The organism is Amycolatopsis sp. lyj-90 (assembly GCF_046549035.1).
In the GTDB taxonomy this organism is placed as follows: Bacteria; Actinomycetota; Actinomycetes; order Mycobacteriales; family Pseudonocardiaceae; genus Amycolatopsis.
In genome coordinates, this window is sequence record NZ_JAJPWP010000001.1 from 1232980 (window position 1) to 1251670 (window position 18691).

Consider the following 18691-nt stretch of genomic DNA (forward strand, 5'->3'; position numbering starts at 1 on the left):
CTGGGTGTCAGGCTTGTCCCGCCGTCTCCCGGACTTCGCCCTCTCCGAACCACCGGCGCAGCGCGGCGTCCAACCCTTCCTGGTCTTCGCCCGCCCACGCCACGTGACCGTCCGGCCGCAGCAGGACCGCCGGTACCTCCAGTTCTTCGCTGACGTCGACGACGTGGTCGACCCGTTCTCCCCAGCTCCCGACCGAAAACCGTCCGGTCTGGTCGAGCAGCAGGCCACGGCCTGCGTGGGTGAGGTCGTACAGACGGCCGTCCTTCAGTGCCACGTCCCGCATCCGCCGCCCGAGCAGGGCGTGGCCGTCGCCGAAGTCGTAGCGGATCCCGATCGCGACGATCTTCTCGACCAGATACCGGTGGACCTCCTCGAAGTCCATCAGCTCCGACAGCAGCCGCCGCACGGCCTGGGCGCCGGGTTCGGTGGACATCAGTTCGGCCTGCGCCCGGGTGTTGTCCAGGACCTCGGCGGCCACCGGATGCCGTTCGACGTGGTAGCTGTCGAGCAGCCCTTCCGGCGCCCAGCCCGCGATCTCGGCGGCCAGTTTCCAGCCGAGGTTGAACGCGTCCTGGATACCGAGGTTGAGCCCCTGCCCGCCCAGCGGCGGGTGGACGTGCGCGGCGTCGCCCGCCAGCAGTACCCGGCCGACACGGTAGCGCTCGGCCTGCCGGGTCGCGTCGCCGAACCGGGACAGCCAGCGCGGCGAGTGCACACCGAAATCGGTGCCCGCGTAATGCCGCAGCCGTTGCTTGAACTCCTCCAGCGTCGGCTCGACCGTGCGGTCCTCCCGCACACTCTCGGCCGGGACGACGACGCGGTACACGCCCTCGCCGGACGGACCGAGACCGAAGAACTTCTCGGTCTTGCGGATCTCGGTCACCACGGCGGTGATCTCCTCCGCCGTCGCGGTCACCTCCATCTCGCCCAGCAGGTTCTCGTTCCTGGCCGGGTCGCCGGGGAAACCGACACCGAGCAGCTTGCGCACCGTGCTGCGCCCGCCGTCGCAGCCGACGAGGTAACACGACCGCAGGCGGGTGCCGTCGGCCAGCTCGACCTCGACGCCCTCGTCGTCCTGGCTCAGCCCGACGACCTCGGTGCCGCGCCGGATCTCCGCACCCGCCTCGACGGCGTGCTCGGTCAGCAGCCGCTCGGTGGCGGGCTGCGGGATGCCGAGGACGTAGGCGTGCGCGGAGTCCAGCCGGGGCGCCCGCGGTTTGACGATGGCGGCGAAGTGACCGTTGAGTTCGTACTGCTTGCCGGTCTCGTGGAACCGCTCCAGGAGACCGCGCTGGGCCATCACCTCGATGCTGCGCACGTGGATGCCGAGCGACCGGACGTGATCGGTCGGCTCGGTCAGCCGTTCCAGCACGACGACGCGCACGCCGTGCAGCCGCAGTTCGGCGGCCAGCATCATGCCGGTCGGTCCGCCGCCGGCGATGATGACGTCGATCATGAGTCCCCCCGATTGATCAAGCTCATGGTTCATGAAACCCCTGATTTCCGCAGGTTGTAGCCCTACGGCGGAAGATTGTGAAGCACGATGGGGGTCTTGCCGCAAGCCCCGGGGTGCGCTATACCTTGAAGGGGAGGGGACAACCCCTCCTTTTTCGTCCGCTCTGGACAGCTCCCGGAAAGCCAAATCCATCCACTGTGACCTGTGACGAACATGTTCGGTCCGAACTTGTTCGTCACGAACATGTTCGCTACCGTGGACGTATGGCACCTGAGAAGAGCCGCCGGGAACGTCCGGCCAAACCCGCACTGAGCCGCGACGGCATCGTGGCCGCGGCCGTCGGGATCCTGCGGGAAGAAGGCCTGCGGAAGGTCACGATGCGCCGCCTGGCCCAGGAACTCGACACCGGCGCGGCCTCGCTCTACGTCTACGTCCGCAACACCGCCGAACTGCATGCGGCGATCCTGGACGAACTCCTCGGCACGATCGCCCCGCCGCCGTCCGAAGGCGACTGGCGTGACCGGCTCGAGCGGCTGCTCACGGCCTACACCGCGATGTTGCTCGAGTACCCGGGTCTCGCCCTGTCCGCGCTGGTGGCCCGCCCGAGCGGGGAGAACTACCTCCGCCTGGTCGAAAACCTGCTCGTCCTGCTCGCCGAGGGCGGCGTGCCCCCCGAACGGCGCGCCTGGGGAATCGACCTCCTCCTGCAGTACGCGACGACGACCGCGGCCGAGCACGCCGACGAGGAACCGCACGGCGACTGGGACGCGCTGGCCCTCGCCGTACGGGACGCCGACGAGACGACCCACCCGCAGATCGCCGCCCACGCGGCCGATCTGCTCACCGGACGGCCCGAGCAGCGGATGTCGTGGGGCTTACAGGTGCTGATCACCGGGATCACGCACACCGCCCTACCACCCGAAAGGAACCCGACATGACCACACATCACCCCATCGCGATCATCGGCGCAGGCCTCGGCGGACTCACCCTGGCCCGCGTTCTGCACGTCAACGGCATCGAGGCAGCGGTCTTCGACCTCGACGCGTCGCCATCGGCCCGGACACAGGGCGGGATGCTCGACATCCACGACGAATCCGGCCAGGAAGCACTCCGGGCCGCCGGCCTCCACGACGAGTTCCGCGCGCTCGTGCACCCCGGCGGCGAGGCCATGCGCATCCTCGACCGCCACGGCGTCGTCCACCATGAGGAAGCCGACGACGGTGACGGAGGCCGTCCCGAAGTCGCCCGTGGCGACCTCCGAGACCTTCTGCTCGGCTCACTGCCCGAAGGCACCGTGCACTGGGGCGCCAAGATCACCGGCGCACGCCCGCTCGGCGGCGGCACACACGAAGTGACCCTCTCCGAGGGCGCCACGTTCACCACGGACCTGCTGATCGGAGCGGACGGCGCGTGGTCCAAGGTCCGCCCCCTGGTCTCCGACGCAGAACCGGCCTACGAGGGGCTCTCGTTCGTCGAAGTCCACCTGCGCGACGCCGTGACCCGTCATCCCGCGAGCACCGCACTGATCGGCGGGGGCATGTTCTTCGCGCTCGGCGCGGGCAAAGGATTCCTGGCGCACCACGACTCGGCAGGCAGCCTGCACGTCTACATCGCGTTGAAGACCGCCGAAGACTGGATCTCCACCATCGACTTCACCGACACCACCGCCGCAAAGGCCGCGGTGCTCGCCCATTTCGACGACTGGGACGCAGGCCTGCGGGCACTGATCACCGACGCGGACGGCGCCCTGACCCCACGGCCGATCCACGCGCTGCCGATCGGACACCACTGGGACCGCGTCCCCGGGGTCACCCTTCTCGGCGACGCCGCCCACCTGATGTCACCGTTCGCCGGCGAGGGCGCCAACCTCGCGATGCTCGACGGCGCCGAACTCGGCCTGGCCCTCGCCGCTCACCCCGGCGACGGCGACGCCGCCTTGGCCGCCTACGAGAAGTCGTTGTTCCCGCGCAGCGAAGCCTCGGCAGCCGAATCCGCCGAAAGCCTCGTGCTCTGCTTCGCCGAAGACTCCCCGAAGCCCTTGCTGGAACGATTCGCGTCCTATCGCTGAGGCAACCACCGCGCGGTGCCGGGCGTAGATCCGTTAGGCGCGCGAGGGGGAATGATGGCGAACGCGATGACGGGCTGGCCCGGCGAACCAGGGTTCGACGAGATCACGGCGACCAGGCAATGGCTGGGCAAACGCGGCGTCGAGGTGGGGGAGCCGTCAAGACTGCTCGCCGCCCGCGTCGGCGCCCGCTTGAGCCGGCGGACACCAGGCCGATTCCGATGGCTCGCCGGAGCGGCGGTGTTGAGTGTCCTGCTGGGCATGGCCGCTGGAGCCGTGGGGCTCAGCGGCAACGGGATCCTCCTCGGCCTCATCTGTGCCTCCCTGGAAGTCGCGCTCTGGCTGTCGTACCAGCACCGCGAGCGGGCACTGGGACCGTTGCCGGTGATGGACCGGCGCTCCGGGAGACCTTCGGCCTTCGCGATCCTCGGCGGCTGGTACGTGGCCTCGTTCGTGATCACTTTCGGCGGCGGAGCCGCCCTCGCGGCGGTCATCCACCTCACCACCCCGGCGAAGGCGTATGCGTGGGGGCTGGCCGCCCTGCTCGGCTGGGCAGCGCTCTGCTGCGCGGTGATCCTCATCGGCACCCTGCGCCGGCCGGTGTACGCCGATGACACCGCTTCGGCGGCCGTCGACACCGAACTGCGCGTCCTGGACAGCCAAGCCGCGCTACCCGGTTTCTACCCGGTGATCGTCCTGTACGACATGGCCGTCGGCGACCAGGTGCCCGCCGAGTTCACCGGCTGGCTGATCGCCTACGCCGTCCTCGCGTTCGGGACGACGGTGATCGGTGTGTGGCGGCACCACCGCCGTCCCGCGTTGCCGCCCGGCGACTACGGCACCCCCGTGCAGGTCTCCTCGTGAGTGGTAAAGACGGTTCTAACCGTCTTTACCACTCACGAGTTCAGACCGGCTCGTGCTGGGAGCGCCGGGCATAGGCGCGGGCGGCGCGGGCCCGGTCGCCGCAGCGCACGGAACACCACTGCCGTCGTCCGTTGCGCAGGAAGAACCGGGTGCACGGAGCCGATCCGCAGGCGGCGATCCGCTCGGCGTCCGGGCCGGTGAGCAGGTCCGCGGCGTTGGCGGCGAGCGTCGCCAGCGCGTGCTCGACGATCTGGGTGACCGGATGCGGCGCGATGCGATGCAGCCCGTGGACCGGATCCCAGCGCAGCAGTTCCGCTGTCGGGGCCTTGCTCAGCGCGTCGTTGACGGCGTTGAGCGCGCTCTGCGGGGCCGGATCCGAGCAGGACTTCGAGGCGAGCAGGACGCGCACCTGTTCGCGCAGCGAGCGGACCAGTCCCGCGCACATCTCCTGCAGACCGGCGTCGACCGGGGCGAGTCCGTGCTCGACGAGCCAATCCGTCGCGAGGGCCGGGCTGCCGAGGAGATCGGTGAACTGGCCGCCGGGCAGCGCGATCGCGGTGTTGGCGAGGGCCAGCGCGACGTACTGCTCGGCGCCCGGCGCAGGCGGCAAGGCAGCGGTGTCGAGATCGGTACCGGCGTTGTCGTGCACGTCCTCATGGTAATCGCCGGGTTCAACCATGAGAACGCCTCACGGAAACGGTTGCACTCTTCCGTGAGAACTGGCTAATGTTCCTCACGGAAAGAAGAATAACTATCCGTGAGGTGGATGATGACAGCCGGCACGAACCAGATCAGCGACCAGCTCTCCGTCCAGGTCTTCGGCGGGCCGACCGCCTTGATCGACTACGGCGGCCTGCGGCTCCTGACCGATCCGACCTTCGACGAGCCCGGCCACTACGGGAGGCCCGACGGGAGACCCGGCCTGACCAAGACGGCATCGCCTTCGGTGAACCCGGCGGACCTCGGCCGCGTCGACGCCGTCCTGCTGTCTCACGACGAGCACCCCGACAACCTCGACAACTCCGGCCGGGAACTACTGGCAGGCGTGCCGCTGACGCTCACCACACCCAGTGGCGCGGGCAGGCTGGGCGGCACCGCGAAGGGCCTGGAGACCTGGGAGACGGTCGAGCTGACCCGTCCGGGTGGAGGAAAGGTGACCGTGACCGCCGCACCCGCGCTCCACGGTCCGGAGGGCGCGGAGAAGGTGACCGGCGACGTCGTCGGCTTCGTGCTCACCGCCCAGGATCTTCCGACGGTCTACGTCAGCGGCGACAACGCCTCGCTCGACGCCGTCCGCCAGGTCGCCGACCGTTTCGGCCCGGTCGACGCCGCCGTGCTCTTCGCCGGGGCCCCGCGACTGAAGCCGGTCTTCGACGGCGCGCTGCTCGTCCTCGACAGTGCCCTGGCCGCCGAAGCGACGCGGATCCTCGGCGCCCGCGTCGTCGTCCCGGTGCACATCGACAGCTGGGAGCACTTCACCGAAGGCCGTGACGACCTGGTGGCCGCGTTCACCGCGGCGGGCTTGGCCGACCGACTCCATCCCGGAGGGCTGTGAACAGCCGCTCGAGGCGCGTGCGATGGTCCTTCACCACGGTCTCCGCCGGTTCGCCCGCGACGAGGTGACGTGCGGTCTCGACCATCATGTCGCTGTAGCCGGCGATGAAGAACGCGGCGAGCAACGTCCCGTCACCCTCGAAGGCGGGGTCGCTGTCCAGCTCTTCGGCCAGGGTCCGCCGAAGTTCGGACTCGATCGCCCTCGCGCGCGCGATCAGCGCGGGGGACCCGGCGATCGTGCGAAAAAAGGGCACGGAACTGTCGTTGACGCCGGACAGTGGATGCCGGGTGTCGAAAAGGCGGAAGCTCATGTCCCGCAAGGCTGTCAAAGCCTCGACATCCGGCGCGCGGTCGCGGACGGCCGAGCGCAGCAGATCGACCGCGTCGTCCGCGCGATCCAGGAAGAGGTCTTCCTTCCGTGGGAAGTGATTGAAGACCGTCACGCTCGAGACACCGGCCTCGCGCGCGATCTCGGCGACCGTGACAGCCTCGTACCCGCGCTCGAGGAAGACCCGGTTCGCGACCTCCAGGATCCGCGCGCGCGTCCGGGGGCCACCACGTTCGCCGGTTCTGGGCATGGATCCCACTCTCTTGTGTGACTAAATTTAGTCAGTTAAGGTAACGCTCGTTCCGCTTCCTCGCAACGAACATGATGGCCGGGTCGCGCCGGCCGAGGGGAGTCGAGTCATGAGCGAGCGCACCTTCCCGGCTCCGTCCACGGTCAGCGAGCAGGCGCGCACCTGGCTCGCCGCCGCCCGTGGCGAGCTGACCTATCCGGCTTTCGAAGACACCCGCGCCTGGCTCGCGATGGTCGAGCAGGCGAACCGATCCACCGCCCGGCGATTCCCGATCTCCGATTTGCCGGTCACCGTCGACGACTTCGACGTGGACGGCGTCACCGTGTACGCCGCCAGACCTCACGGAGTGGAAGAAAGGGCGGACGAGCCGGTCTTCCTCTGGATGCACCCCGGGGCGCTGCTGGTCGGCGGCGGGGACGCGTGCCGCGTGACGACCGGCAGGGCCGCGCTGTCCACGAGAATGCTCACCTGGGGCGTGGACTACCGGCTTCCGCCACTGCATCCGTACCCGGCCGCGCTCGACGACGTAGTCGCCGTGTACCGGCGCGCGATACGAGACCGCGATCCCTCCCGGATCTTCGTCGGAGGTGACTCAGCGGGCGGGAACATCGCCTCGGCCCTCCTGCTGCGCGCCAAAGACTCCGGCCTGCCGATGCCCGCGGCCCTGGTGCTCAACACGCCACAGGTCGACCTCACCGAAGCGGGCGACACCTTTCAGACCCTGGCCGGAGTAGACAACGTCCTTCACAGCCTGCGAGCGCCGAATGAGCTCTACGCGGCGGGAGCCGACCTGCGGGATCCGTATCTCTCCCCGGTCCTGGGCGACCTGACCGGCTTCCCGCCCACCTACCTCCGCAGCGGTACTCGCGATCTGTTCCTCTCCAACACCGTCCGGATGCACCGCAGGCTTCGCGGCGCCGGCGTGGAAGCCGAGCTGCACGTGTTCGAAGCGATGACCCACGGCGGATTCGGGGGCGACAGCCCGGAGGACCGGGAGGCCGCCGCCGAACAACGCCGCTTCCTCGACCGGCACGGCGCCTGACCTACGGGTGCCGGGTCGCGCGCACGACGACGTCATGGAGCGGGGCGTCTCGTCCAGGAAGGATGCGTTGGCCCTCCTCGGCGGTCACGACCTCCCAGGCCGCCTCGTCCAGCCGCGCCGTGATGGCCGCGGCGGTGGCCGACGCCTCGGCGGGCGGATGGTGGCCGTGGCCGCCGTGAGTGTGGAGGTGCCCGACGATCAGCAGCGTCCCGCCGGGCGCGACCCACTCCGCGACGCGGTCGTAGAACTCCAGCTGCGGCATCGCCGGATGCGCGTAGTGCGTGGTGACCAGGTCGAACCGCATACCCGGGTCCCAGGTGCTCAGATCCGCCTCGACCCACCGCAGCCGCTCGGGCGTGCCACGTTCGGCGGCGCGGGCCAGCACCGCCGACGAGATATCGGCGGCGGTCACCTCCCACCCCCGTGAAGCGAGCCAGATCGCTTCGGCGCCCTCACCGCAGCCCGCGTCCAACGCCGTACCAGGCGCCAGCTCGCCGACCTCGCGGACGAGATGCGGATTCGGTGGGCTGCCGGCGCCGTCCCGCTGCCAGTGCTCTTCCCAGTACTCCTTGTCGAACCCGTGCGTCATCGGTCGATCCTCTCCGGTCGTCTCCGGCGATGGTGACGACCGTGAAGGCAAGATGGCAAATCTAGTTGCCGAATGGCAAAATGGACGGATGGCCGAGGCACTGGATCGCACGCTCGACGCCGTCGGGACGAGGTTGAAGCACCTGCGTCAGCGTCACGACATCACCCTCACCGACCTCGCCGGGGAAACGGGCATCTCGGCAAGCACCCTCTCGCGGTTGGAAGCCGGGCTGCGGCGTCCCACCCTGGAGCAGCTCCTACCGCTCGCCCACGCCTACGGCCTGACCCTCGACGAGCTCGTCGACGCGCCGCCGACCGGCAATCCCCGGATCAACCTGCGCCCGATCGCCTGCGGTGACGGATCGACCATCCTGCCGCTGACCCGCCGACCGGGCGGTATCCAGGCCTACAAGTTCGTCCTTCCCCGTGGCGACGACGACACCGAGCCGGACCTGCGCACCCACGAGGGATACGACTGGGTCTACGTTCTCGACGGCACGCTACGACTGGTCCTCGGCGAGCACGACCTCCTCCTCGAACCCGGGGAAGCCGCGGAGTTCGACACCCGCACCCCGCACTGGTTCGGCGCCACCGGCGCCGGTCCCGTCGAGTATCTGAGTCTCATCGGACGGCAAGGCGAACGCGCGCACATCCGCGTCGGCCCGAGGGCTCCGTTGTCCGAGTAGCAAGAAAGGAAGCACCGCCATTCCCACCATCACAGCGCAGATCCCCACCCCGGACGGCCAGGCAGACGCCTTCGCAGCCTTCCCCGAGGGAGGTCCGCACCCGGCCGTCCTGCTCTACCCGGACGCCTTCGGGCCACGCCCCGTCCTCTGGAAGATGGCCCGCGAACTGGCCGACAACGGGTACTACGTCCTCGTTCCCAACGTCTTCTACCGGCACCGCGCAGCACCGGTGTTCGACCTTCCCGAGCACATCACCGCCGAAGACCGGCCCGCGCTCTTCGGCGAGATCATGCCTCTCGTCCAGGCGCACACCGCCGAACGCACCCTGCTCGACGCCGAAGCCTTCCTCGGCTTTCTCGGCGACCAGCCCGAGGTCCGCCCAGGACCGGTCGCCGTGATCGGTTACTGCATGGGCGCCGTCCTCGCGATGCGCACCGCGACCGCCCATCCCGGCAAGGTGGCCGCCGTCGCGGGATTCCACCCCGGTGCCCTGGTCACCGACGCACCCGACAGCCCGCACCGGCAGATCCCGAGCCTCACCGCCCAGGTCCACCTCGGTCTCGCCGAGAACGACATGACACCCGAGGCCATCACCGAGATCAGCCAGGCGTTCGATGCCGCCGGAGTCGGCTACTCCTGCGAGATCTACCCCGGCACCGTCCACGGCTTCACCATGGCCGACACCGACGCCTTCGACCCCGCCGGATCACAACGCCACTGGGAGCGGCTGCTGGCCCTCCTCGGCAGCACCCTGACCTAATGACGGGTGTTCCGAATGTCGCATTTGAGACACTGAGCGTCTCAAATGCGACATTGGGAGCTTCCGATTAATGCGATTGACGTCCGTCGACGACATTGGCAATGATGGTCGCATACCGGAATTCACAGGAGTAGCCATGATGAACGTGCGACAGCAGGGGACGTCCACTCTCGTGCTTTCGTCGTGCGCCCAAGACCTTCTGGCCTGCTCTGGCTCCCCGCCGTGACCGAAAACGTCACGCCAGGGAGCCGCCCATCGGGAAACCGATCAGGGCGGCTTTTTCTATTCCACAGTTCGTCGATGCAGTTCTTTTCGCGGTTCCCCGGAACCGCACTCCCGGCGCCACGGCGCCGACGCCCCTGTAGCCCAACGGAAGAGGCAACGCGCTCAGAACGCGTCCAGTCCAGGTTCGAATCCTGGTGGGGGCACCACACCCGATCCCGGTTGGTGTAGCGGCAGCACGACGGACTTTGACTCCGTCAGGCCAGGTTCGAACCCTGGACCGGGAGCAAGTCCGTTGTGCCATATTGGGCCATATGCCTGTCACTTCCGAGAGTCACGCGGAGAACGACTACGACGCCTTCGCCGAGGCGTACGCGGCCGAGAACGAGACCAGTCTCATCAACGCCTACTACGCGCGACCCGCGATCCTGGATCTCGCCGGGGACGTGTCCGGTCGTCGGATCCTCGACGCGGGCTGTGGGGCGGGCCCGCTGTTCGAAGCTCTGCGTGATCGGGGCGCCGACATGACCGGCTTCGACCTCAGCGCCAAGATGGTGGAACTGGCCAGGAAGCGGCTCGGCGACGACGCGGCCTTGCGCGTGGCCGACATCGGCAAGCCGTTGCCGTTTCCCGACGACGAGTTCGACGACGTCATCGCGGCACTCGTCCTGCACTACCTGGAAGACTGGGCCGCGCCGTTGGCCGAGCTCCGCCGTGTGCTGAAGCCCGGCGGCCGGCTGATCCTGGCCGTCAACCACCCGCTCAGCTTCAAGCTGCTCCATCCCGAGGCCGACTACTTCGCGACCGTCAAGTGGTCCGACGAGTACACCTTCAATGGCCAGAGAGCCGAGCTGACCTACTGGCACCGGCCCCTGCACGCGATGACCGACGCCTTCACCGCGGCCGGTTTCCGAACCGCCGTCGTCAGCGAGCCCCACCCCGCGCCGGGTGCGCGCGAGCGGTTCCCGGAGGAGCTTGCGGGCAAGACGGCCTTCCTGTGCTTCTTGTTCTTCGTCCTCGAGGCTGCCTAGCTCCGACTGGCGTCCTGGGCCGACTCGGCGACCGCCTCGCGCAGCTCGTCCGCGGCCTGGGTGATGAGCTGGGAGAGTGAGGCAGCCGGTTCGGCCAGCCAGCGGGCCACGGCGCGACGGTGGATCGCCAGCACCACGTCGATGATGAAGCGTGCCTTGCCAGACTCGACACCGCGACGTTCGAGAGCCTGCGCCAGTGCGTCGGCGATGTCGGCGAGCTTGATCAGATCACGTTCGACCAGTGCGGGGTTGGCGGCGATCACTCTGACGCGGCGCAGCAGGAACTCGCGTGGGCGAAAGATCTCCTCGGCGGTTCTCAGCGCGGTCAGTACCGCCTCGAACGGCGTGAGGCCCGGGTCGGTCGCCTCGACCTGCGCGACGAGGCGGGCCTCGAGTTCATTACCGGCGAAGAGGACTTCCCGCTTGTCGGGGAAGTAGCGGTAGAAGGAGCGCTCCTTCAGACCGGCGGCATCCGCGATCTGCGCGACCGAGGTGCGTTCGAACCCCTGATTCTCGAACAGTTCGAGCGCAGCGCGCTCGAGTCGGCCCTGTGCGTCGGATTCCCATCGCGGCATACCCGTCAGAGTACGACAACAGCATCTGTCGTCATGCTGGTACGGTCGATGACAACAGATGCTGTCATCACATAGGAGATCGTCATGAAGGCCCTTCAGTTCGACCGGTTCGGTTCCCCGGACGTGATCGTGCTCCGCGATGTCCCACAGCCGGAGCCTGGACCCGGTCAGATCCGGATCGCCGTGCGGGCGTGCGGCCTGACGCCGGCCGACTGGCACGTCGTCGACGGTCTGCTCGCCGACCATCTGCCGCCGCTGCCACGCGGACTCGGCTTCGAGATCGCGGGCACCGTCGACGCGCTCGGCGAGGGCGTCGACGGCGTCCGGATCGGCGACCGTGTCTTCGGCCCGGCCACCTTCGACGGCCCGACGGCCGGCGCCGCCGAGTACGCACTGATGCCGGCCTGGGCACCCATCCCCGACGGCGTCACCGCCGAGCAGGCCGCCGCGTTGCCGATGGCGGCCGAGACGGCGTGGCGCGCGCTCGACGATCTCGGCGTCCAGCCCGGTGAGCTCCTGCTCGTCCACGGCGCGGGTACCACCGTGGGTGAGGCGGCGGTGCGCTTCGCGCTGCACCGGGGTATTCGGGTGATCGCCACCGCCGGACCCACTCGGACCGCCGCGCTGGAAGAGATCGGCGCCCAGGTGACCACCTACGGCGAGGGCATGGCCGAACGCGTCAGCGCACTGGCCGGGGGTCGTGTCGACCGCGCCCTGGACGCGACACCGACCGGCGGACGGATCGACCGCGCCGACCAGCCCAGCCCGGCCGGCGGCTCGCTGCCGATTCTGATCGAGCTGACCGGCGACCCCGACCGCGTCCTCAGCGTCTCGGACTTCGCCGCGGCGGCCGACCTGGGCGTCCGGATCACCACCGAGATCCGCTACGACCAGATGGACGAGTTCGCCCGGCTCGCCGACGAAGGCATCCTGGTCGTACCGGTCGCCCGCACCTACACGCTCGACCAGATCCAAGAAGCGGCCGAGCTCAGTCAGTCCCGCCGCCCCGGCGGCAAGCTCATGCTCGTCCTGTGATCGCCCGGCCGGCCTGACTCACCGGCGGCAAATAGCAAGCCCCTGACCAGGCAAAACGCTCTCAGATCGCCGCTGAGCGCCTAAATCCGTCGTCCGGGTGTGATCCCACCCCGGCGATTTCCGATTCTCACGAGCGCCTTCGCGATCGACGTGCCCACTTTTCGCGCCCACTTTTGAGCGCGCGCACCGGTCGATCGAGCTCCAGCAAGCCATCCTTTCGGATACTCAGTCATAAGGGGCATTATCACGGTGCATACCCTTGGCTTCAGTATCGCGTCTATAAGACGCGTAACCGCTTTCGCGACGCGCGTAAGCGATAGAGGAGGCGTCGTTTTGCGGCTTCGGTGTGGACGGGGACAACCCGGCCGCGGCGTGGGTACGTTCGGCACGCCCAGACCATCCGTGCGCCGAGTCGGGTAAAGGCGTCGCGGGGCGAGACGTGGACGGGTTCGCAGTCAACGTCCGTGGCAGGCGGGTCAGAACTAGCGAGCTGTCTCGGGGAACAAGGGCATGATCGCGGCGACGGCGTCGTCGAGAGGGGCCGCGCTGCGGTGCGCGCGGCAGAGGATCACCGCGCCTTCGATCGTGGCGACGGCCAGTGTCGACAGGCGCCGGGCGTCATCTTCGGCGGTGCCGTTGGCGATCAGCAGTTCGCGGATCTTCTCCTGCCAGCCCGTGAAGATCTCGCGCACCGTGTTCTCGGCACCGGGGACCTCGTCGCCGCTGTCGACGGCCAGAGCCACGATCGGGCACCCCGCCTGATAGTCGCTTTCGATCAAGGAGATCCGCCAGATCTCCGCGAATCGCCGAAGCGCGACGCGGGCGTCGCCGCTCTCGGCCGCCTCGTCGATGAGTGCGGTGATGTAGTCGCCCGCCAGCCGCACCGCGTCGATGATCATTTCGTTCCGCCCGCCGGGGAAGTGGTGGTACACCGACCCTCTCGGGGCTTCGCTGCGGGCGAGTACGGCGTCGATGCTGATCCCGGCGGCGCCCCGCTCGCGCAGCAGCGCGACCGCGCTGAGAAGCATGCGTTCCCGGGTTTGCCCTGCTCTGCGGCCCATCGCCCTTGTCTCCGCCTCTTCGTGCCGTCCTTGACTCAATACTATGTCAGAGTCCATAGTTACTGGAAAGTAGGTAAGAGACGAGCGATGGGAGTGGCGATGAAACGCTGGGATGCGGTCGTCGTCGGCAGCGGGATGGGCGGGCTGACCTCGGCCGCGTATCTGGCCGCCGGCGGAAAGCGAACACTCGTGCTCGAGGCCGGTGACGTGCTGGGCGGCTGCACTCACGTGTTCCGCCGGAAGCAGTTCGAGTTCGAGGTCGGGGTGCACTACCTGGGGGATTGCGGTCCCGAGGGGACGATCCCGGCGATCCTGCGTGGCGTCGGTCTCGACGAGCGAGTCCGGTTCCTCCCCATGGACCCCGACGGATTCGACACGATCGTCTTCCCGGACGTGACCGTGAAGGTGCCGCGCGGCTGGGACCGCTACCTCGCCAACCTGATCGAGGCGCTGCCCGGTGACGCCGATGGACTGCGCAAGTTCGTGGGCGTCCTGCGGCGTCTCGGCGAGTCGACCGATCGGCTGACCACGCCGGGGTCGCATCTCGAGATGGGCAAATTCGCGCTCCGTGCCGGGACGGCGGCGGTGTGGGCGATGCAGCCGCTCGACCGCCTGCTCGACGCCTGCAAGCTGAGCGTCGCCGCCCGCGCAGTGTTGTCCAGCCAGGCGTCCTATCTGTCTCCGCCGCATCGCGCGGCGACGATGGTGCACGCGGTCTTCCTGCACAACTACATCCGTGACGGTGGCTACTTCCCGGAGGGCGGCGGCCAGGTGCTGGCCGCGCATCTGGCCGATGTGGTGACCGCGCACGGCGGTGAGGTGCGGACCAGGGCGCGGGTTCGCCGCATCCTCGTCGAGCACAGCCGGGTCACCGGGGTGGAGCTCACTTCGGGAGAACTGATCCCGGCCGACGTGGTGGTCTCCAACGCCGACATCAAGCGCACGCTGCTCGAACTGGTCGGCCCGGACAAACTGCCGTCGCGGCTGGTCCGCCGCACCGACGGCTACCGGATGTCGATCCCGCTGTTCAACGTCTACGTCGCGCTCGACGTCGACCTGCGCGGGCGGATGCCCAACACCAACTACTTCAGCTGCCCGGTCACCGAGCCGTCCAAGGAACTCTTCGAACTGGCCGGACGGGCGGGGGAGCTGTCCGAGCCGCAGATCGCCGACCTGCTCGCGCGGACACCGGGGTTCGTGTCCGTCCAGTCGATCAAGGACCCGGACAACGAGCGGATCGCCCCGCCCGGCTACACCAACCTGGAGATCATGTCGGCCGCACCGGCGGACTACGGGTTCTGGGGCGTCGACGAGGGGCCCTATTCCGGCGGCAAGTACCGGCGGCGTCCCGGCTACACCGAACGCAAGGAGCAGTTCACCGAAGCGATGCTCGACCGGGCCGCTGCGGTCATCCCCGAGTTCCGTGAGCACATCGTGCACGTCGAGGCCGGGTCACCGATCACCCAGGAGCGGTACACCCTCTCCAGCGACGGCGTCGCATACGGCATCGACCTGTCGTGGCAGCAGTTCGGCCCGCTGCGCCCCGGCGTCCGGACGCCGGTGAAGGGCCTGTTCCTGGCGGGTGCCAGCAACTCCTGGGGACCGGGCGTCGAGGGAGCCATGGCTTCGGGTGTCGGCGCGGCCGGTGCCGTGCTCGGCCGCGACCTCGCCAAGCAGCTCAGGGCGGGCGCCGTGCTCGCCGACAAGGCTTCACTGCCCGCGCTCCCCGGCGACTGGGATCCGCTCATCGCGGCAGGCGGGCCGGAGCACCAGCGCAAGAGCACCATCCCGACCGGTACCAGGAGGTAGTCAGCATGCCCATGATCGAAGTGACCGCGGTGACGGGGTCGATTCCCGAGGCGAAGACGCCTGCCCTGCTCGACGAACTCGCGACGATCCTGCTGCGCTGGGAAGGCGCGCCGGACACGGAATTCTTCCGCGAGATCACCTGGGTGTACCTGAACGAGATCGACCCCGCACGGCTCGCCGTCGGCGGGCGCGGCGGCGGGGAACCCCGCTTCCGCGTCGACATCACCGTTCCCGAAGGTGCGTTGTCGCAACGTCGCAAAGCCGGTCTCATCGCCGACGTGCACACCGCTGTCGTCACGGCCGCGGGCCTGGACCCGAACAGTGCGCAGGCCTTGCACGTCTGGACCCTGATCCGTGACGTGCCCGAAGGAAACTGGGGCGCCGCCGGCCAGGCGATCGCCTTCGCCGACTTGAAGAACGCCGCCGCGGCCGCCCGCGAGAGCAGCAACGGCGGCGGGCCGGGCTAGCTCACCATGCCGCCGTCCACTCGCAGGACCGTGCCGGTCACGTAGGACGCGCGGTCGCTCAGCAGCCACGCGGCGGCCTGGGCGATCTCCTCCGGCTCGGCCACGCGGCCCAGTGGGGTCTGGGCGTTGAGCCGGTCCAGGATGCCCGGCGAGGCCTCGACCCATTCGCCGAACATCTCGGTCATCGTCGTGCCGGGAGCGACGGCGTTGACGCGGATCCCCTCCGGCCCGTAGGTGACGGCGGCCGACGCGGTGAGGCTGTTGACGCCTCGTTTCATCGCGCCGTACGCGGGGAGTTCCGGATTGGCCATCAGGCTGCCGACACTGGTGTTGTTGACGATGGCCCCGGTCCCCGCGGTGGCGCGGATCGCCTCGATCTCGGCGACCATCGACAGCCACGGGCCCTTGAGGTTCACCGCGTAGATGTGGTCGAAATCGGCCTCGGTCACCTGATCCATCGGCCCGGGAGGCACGTTCGTCGCGCCGTTGTTGAAGGCGATGTCGAGCCTGCCGTGCAACTCGACGGCACGGCCGACGGCCGTGCGGATGCTCGCCGCGTCGCCGAGGTCGCACACCACGTGGTCCGCGATGCCACCCGCCGCGCGGATCTCCTCGGCGATGGTCTTCAGCTGGGTCTCGGTGCGGGCGGCGAGCACGACGCGGGCGCCTTCCCTGGCGAACAGCCGCGCGGCGGCGGCACCGATGCCGCGGCCGGCGCCGGTGATGAAGGCGACCTTGCCGTCCAGCAGGCCCGAAACAGTCGTTGTGGTGGTCATGGCACCGAGACTTCACCCGCGTCCGGTGCCTATCCAGGCATCGGCGGTACCTGGCTGGCGCGACGCCATCGTCCACACTGGAGGGGTGGACAGACGACAACTGGCGGACTTCCTGCGCAGTAGGCGCGAGCGGATCACCCCCGCCGACGTGGGGCTGCCCGCCGGGCCGAGGCGCCGGACCCCTGGGCTGCGCCGCGAGGAGGTGGCGCAGCTGGCGTTCATCTCGACCGAGTACTACACGCGGCTGGAGCAGGCCCGCGGTCCCCGGCCTTCGCGTGAGGTGCTGGCGGGGCTGAGCAGGGCGCTGCGGCTGTCGGACGCGGAACGCGATCACCTGCACCATCTCGCCGGTGCCCCGCCGGGACCGCCACCCGGCCCCTCCCGGGAAGTCCGGCCGAGCATTCTCGCGTTGCTGCAACGGCTTCCGCAGGCCGCGGCGATCGTGCTGTCCGCGACCTACGAGGTGCTCGCCTGGAACGACCTCGCCGCGGCCTTGATGGAGGACTTCTCCGCCCTGCCGCGTCGCGACCGCAACCTTGTCCGGCGCGCGTTCCTCGGAGCGCCGGAACGCCGGATGTACGGGGTGTCCGATGTGGAGGAGTTCTCCGCGAGCGCCGTCCGGAACCTGCGAGCCACCGCCGCCCGCTACCCCGACGACCCCGAGATCACCGGCCTGATCAGCGAACTCCTCGAAGGCAGTGAGGAATTCGCCCGGCTGTGGGCCGCGCACGACGTCTCCGCCGCGCCCACCCTGTGCAAGACGTTCCAGCATCCGGCGGTCGGCCCGGTCAGCGTGAACTGCGACGTGCTCGACATCAGCGACCGGGACCAGCAGGTCGTGATCTACACCGCCGACCCCGGAAGTCCGTCGGAGAACGCGTTGCGGCTGCTATCGGTCGTCGGGACGCAGCGGATGGACGTCCCGCTCTGAGTGCTTTGTAGGTTCCCTCGATACCAGCGGATCGATCCTCAGCGCGATGGCCAAGGCGAACCGCCCGGCCGGATCGTCGATCGTGCCACCGAAGAGCGTCCGTAACTGCCGGATCCGGTATCGGACGGTCTGCACGTGGACGTGCAGTTCGACGCCGATCGCCTGAGGCTGGTCCGGCCGCGCGAGCCACGCCGCGAGAGTGGCGGTCAGCCGTTGCCTCGCCGGTTCCGGCAATCCCGCCAGCGGCGCGAGGACGTCCTTCGAGAACTCGGCGGCGAGCTCGGGATCGGTGGTCAGGAGCAGGTCGATGCGGTGGTCCGTGGTGTGGACGAGGGCGCTGTCGCCGAGGGCACCGGTGCGGGTCAGCCGCCACAGCGCACTCGCCCGGCGGGCACTGAGCGCGGCCGAGTGAAGCGGCACCACCGGGCCGACCCCGGCCTGGTCCTGGCCGAGCAGGTCCCGTAGCCGGCCGAGGTACCACTCGATCCGGTCGGCGGGCATGACCACGGCCGTGAGGTCGTGGTGGCGGCCGATCAGCACCCGCCCCGGCATCCGGTCCAGCAGCTGCGGTGCGGCATCGGCGCTGGTGACGGCGATGACGAGACGGCCCGGCAGTACCCATGCGGCCTGGCTCGCCGCGTCGTCGAGCACCTCGCGGGCGGCCGCCGGTTCGGTGAGCAGGAGGCCGAGGAGCCGGTCCCTCCGCGCTTGCCCGGCCCGCGCCGCCTGTGACCGCGCTTCGGCGTACCCGTCGGCGGCCGCGGCGGAAAGTTCGGCGATGAAGGCGAAAAGCGCCTCGCCGAGTTCGACGATCGCCTGGGTCGGCAGCTCGACTGCGGGCGCCGCCGAGGTGAGCTGCCGCCAGACCCCCAGTGCGGCCGACTGATAGAAGCCGAGCATCTCCTCCAGGCTGCGCCCGGCGGTGTGCTGAGCCCGGCCCTGCGCGCGGTAGACCTCGCGATCGGTGGTGACGTCGGGATGGCCGATCTCGCTGAAGAAGGCGTCCAGGGCGACGTCGAGGGTGAGGTGGAGGTTCGCGGCCGTCCGGTCGTCCAGCGGGGTCCGCAGGCCTGCTCGGACCTGGTCCATCGCGGCGGACGCGATCGCGGCGGTGTCGGGCTCCAGCCGGGTCAGCACCGAGGCGTCCAGCCGTCGCCAGGGCTGTCCCGACGGCATGGTCATAGAGGCAAC

The 18691-nt window shown here is 69.3% G+C and carries 20 protein-coding genes and 2 tRNA genes; 14 read left to right on the plus strand and 8 right to left on the minus strand.

Annotated elements, in window-relative coordinates; all coding sequences use genetic code 11:
* Positions 1-7: 7 nt before the first annotated feature.
* Positions 8-1456 carry a rifampin monooxygenase gene (rox, locus tag ACLJPX_RS05365; protein WP_410598990.1) on the minus strand — a complete coding sequence of 483 codons (1449 nt, stop codon included), beginning with the start codon at positions 1454-1456 and terminating at the stop codon, positions 8-10.
* Positions 1457-1719: 263 nt separating this feature from the next.
* Between rox and ACLJPX_RS05370 the strand changes: the two genes are divergently transcribed.
* The 3 genes from ACLJPX_RS05370 to ACLJPX_RS05380 are packed head-to-tail and all read left to right on the plus strand — an operon-like array spanning position 1720 to position 4385.
* On the plus strand, positions 1720-2394 hold the full coding sequence (locus tag ACLJPX_RS05370) for a TetR/AcrR family transcriptional regulator (protein ID WP_410598991.1): 675 nt from the start codon (positions 1720-1722) through the stop codon (positions 2392-2394).
* A complete protein-coding gene (locus ACLJPX_RS05375) occupies positions 2391-3524 on the plus strand; it encodes an FAD-dependent oxidoreductase (protein WP_410598992.1) in 1134 nt (377 codons plus the stop codon). The genes ACLJPX_RS05370 and ACLJPX_RS05375 overlap by 4 nt, the downstream gene beginning before the upstream one ends.
* A 54-nt stretch (positions 3525-3578) precedes the next feature.
* The gene (locus ACLJPX_RS05380) at positions 3579-4385 is read left to right on the plus strand and encodes a hypothetical protein (RefSeq protein WP_410598993.1); all 807 of its coding nucleotides are present in this window, start codon (positions 3579-3581) and stop codon (positions 4383-4385) included.
* Between the two features lie 40 nt (positions 4386-4425).
* Here the strand turns inward: ACLJPX_RS05380 and ACLJPX_RS05385 are convergent, their stop codons facing one another.
* Positions 4426-5064, minus strand: a complete 639-nt coding sequence (locus tag ACLJPX_RS05385) for a CGNR zinc finger domain-containing protein (protein WP_410598994.1) — start codon at positions 5062-5064, stop codon at positions 4426-4428.
* A 90-nt stretch (positions 5065-5154) separates the two neighbouring features.
* Between ACLJPX_RS05385 and ACLJPX_RS05390 the strand changes: the two genes are divergently transcribed.
* Positions 5155-5940, plus strand: a complete 786-nt coding sequence (locus tag ACLJPX_RS05390) for an MBL fold metallo-hydrolase (RefSeq protein ID WP_410598995.1) — start codon at positions 5155-5157, stop codon at positions 5938-5940.
* Here ACLJPX_RS05390 and ACLJPX_RS05395 read toward each other — a convergent pair.
* Positions 5894-6517 carry a TetR/AcrR family transcriptional regulator gene (locus ACLJPX_RS05395; RefSeq protein ID WP_410598996.1) on the minus strand — a complete coding sequence of 208 codons (624 nt, stop codon included), beginning with the start codon at positions 6515-6517 and terminating at the stop codon, positions 5894-5896. The genes ACLJPX_RS05390 and ACLJPX_RS05395 overlap by 47 nt on opposite strands.
* Positions 6518-6626: 109 nt before the next feature.
* Here ACLJPX_RS05395 and ACLJPX_RS05400 point away from each other — a divergent pair, with 109 nt between their 5' ends.
* Complete coding sequence (locus ACLJPX_RS05400; protein ID WP_410598997.1) at positions 6627-7559, plus strand: alpha/beta hydrolase; 933 nt, start codon at positions 6627-6629, stop codon at positions 7557-7559.
* Position 7560: 1 nt separating this feature from the next.
* On the opposite strand, the gene ACLJPX_RS05405 is transcribed toward ACLJPX_RS05400, so the two are convergent.
* The gene (locus tag ACLJPX_RS05405; protein ID WP_410598998.1) at positions 7561-8148 is read right to left on the minus strand and encodes a class I SAM-dependent methyltransferase; all 588 of its coding nucleotides are present in this window, start codon (positions 8146-8148) and stop codon (positions 7561-7563) included.
* Positions 8149-8236: 88 nt separating this feature from the next.
* Between ACLJPX_RS05405 and ACLJPX_RS05410 the strand changes: the two genes are divergently transcribed.
* The 5 genes from ACLJPX_RS05410 (at position 8237) to ACLJPX_RS05430 (ending at position 10846) form a co-directional block, all read left to right on the plus strand.
* Entirely contained in the window at positions 8237-8833 is a 597-nt protein-coding gene (locus ACLJPX_RS05410; RefSeq protein WP_410598999.1) for a helix-turn-helix domain-containing protein, read from the plus strand.
* 19 nt (positions 8834-8852) lie between these two features.
* Positions 8853-9593: a dienelactone hydrolase family protein gene (locus ACLJPX_RS05415; protein ID WP_410599094.1), complete on the plus strand. Its 741-nt coding sequence runs from the start codon at positions 8853-8855 to the stop codon at positions 9591-9593.
* A gap of 355 nt (positions 9594-9948) precedes the next feature.
* Positions 9949-10024: transfer RNA gene (locus ACLJPX_RS05420), tRNA-Leu, on the plus strand.
* A gap of 7 nt (positions 10025-10031) precedes the next feature.
* A tRNA-Gln gene (locus tag ACLJPX_RS05425) sits at positions 10032-10102 on the plus strand.
* A gap of 27 nt (positions 10103-10129) precedes the next feature.
* On the plus strand, positions 10130-10846 hold the full coding sequence (locus tag ACLJPX_RS05430; RefSeq protein ID WP_410599000.1) for a methyltransferase domain-containing protein: 717 nt from the start codon (positions 10130-10132) through the stop codon (positions 10844-10846).
* Here the strand turns inward: ACLJPX_RS05430 and ACLJPX_RS05435 are convergent.
* Positions 10843-11421 (minus strand): TetR/AcrR family transcriptional regulator, encoded by a 579-nt coding sequence (locus tag ACLJPX_RS05435; RefSeq protein WP_410599001.1) that lies wholly within the window; start codon positions 11419-11421, stop codon positions 10843-10845. The genes ACLJPX_RS05430 and ACLJPX_RS05435 overlap by 4 nt on opposite strands.
* Positions 11422-11505: 84 nt before the next feature.
* On the opposite strand from ACLJPX_RS05435, the gene ACLJPX_RS05440 reads away from it, so the two are divergent.
* Positions 11506-12456 carry an NADP-dependent oxidoreductase gene (locus ACLJPX_RS05440; RefSeq protein ID WP_410599002.1) on the plus strand — a complete coding sequence of 317 codons (951 nt, stop codon included), beginning with the start codon at positions 11506-11508 and terminating at the stop codon, positions 12454-12456.
* A 482-nt stretch (positions 12457-12938) separates the two neighbouring features.
* On the opposite strand, the gene ACLJPX_RS05445 is transcribed toward ACLJPX_RS05440, so the two are convergent.
* Positions 12939-13484: a TetR/AcrR family transcriptional regulator gene (locus ACLJPX_RS05445; RefSeq protein ID WP_410599003.1), complete on the minus strand. Its 546-nt coding sequence runs from the start codon at positions 13482-13484 to the stop codon at positions 12939-12941.
* 132 nt (positions 13485-13616) lie between these two features.
* Between ACLJPX_RS05445 and ACLJPX_RS05450 the strand changes: the two genes are divergently transcribed.
* Positions 13617-15326, plus strand: coding sequence for a phytoene desaturase family protein (locus ACLJPX_RS05450; protein WP_410599004.1), 1710 nt, complete (start codon positions 13617-13619; stop codon positions 15324-15326).
* A gap of 5 nt (positions 15327-15331) precedes the next feature.
* Positions 15332-15793 carry a tautomerase family protein gene (locus tag ACLJPX_RS05455; RefSeq protein ID WP_410599005.1) on the plus strand — a complete coding sequence of 154 codons (462 nt, stop codon included), beginning with the start codon at positions 15332-15334 and terminating at the stop codon, positions 15791-15793.
* Here the strand turns inward: ACLJPX_RS05455 and ACLJPX_RS05460 are convergent.
* Entirely contained in the window at positions 15790-16569 is a 780-nt protein-coding gene (locus ACLJPX_RS05460) for an SDR family NAD(P)-dependent oxidoreductase (RefSeq protein ID WP_410599006.1), read from the minus strand. The two genes, ACLJPX_RS05455 and ACLJPX_RS05460, sit on opposite strands and share 4 nt — an antisense overlap.
* 85 nt (positions 16570-16654) lie before the next feature.
* Between ACLJPX_RS05460 and ACLJPX_RS05465 the strand changes: the two genes are divergently transcribed.
* Positions 16655-17500 (plus strand): helix-turn-helix transcriptional regulator, encoded by an 846-nt coding sequence (locus ACLJPX_RS05465; protein WP_410599007.1) that lies wholly within the window; start codon positions 16655-16657, stop codon positions 17498-17500.
* Here ACLJPX_RS05465 and ACLJPX_RS05470 read toward each other — a convergent pair.
* Positions 17459-18682: a helix-turn-helix domain-containing protein gene (locus tag ACLJPX_RS05470; protein WP_410599008.1), complete on the minus strand. Its 1224-nt coding sequence runs from the start codon at positions 18680-18682 to the stop codon at positions 17459-17461. The two genes, ACLJPX_RS05465 and ACLJPX_RS05470, sit on opposite strands and share 42 nt — an antisense overlap.
* Between the last annotated feature and the right edge of the window lie 9 nt (positions 18683-18691).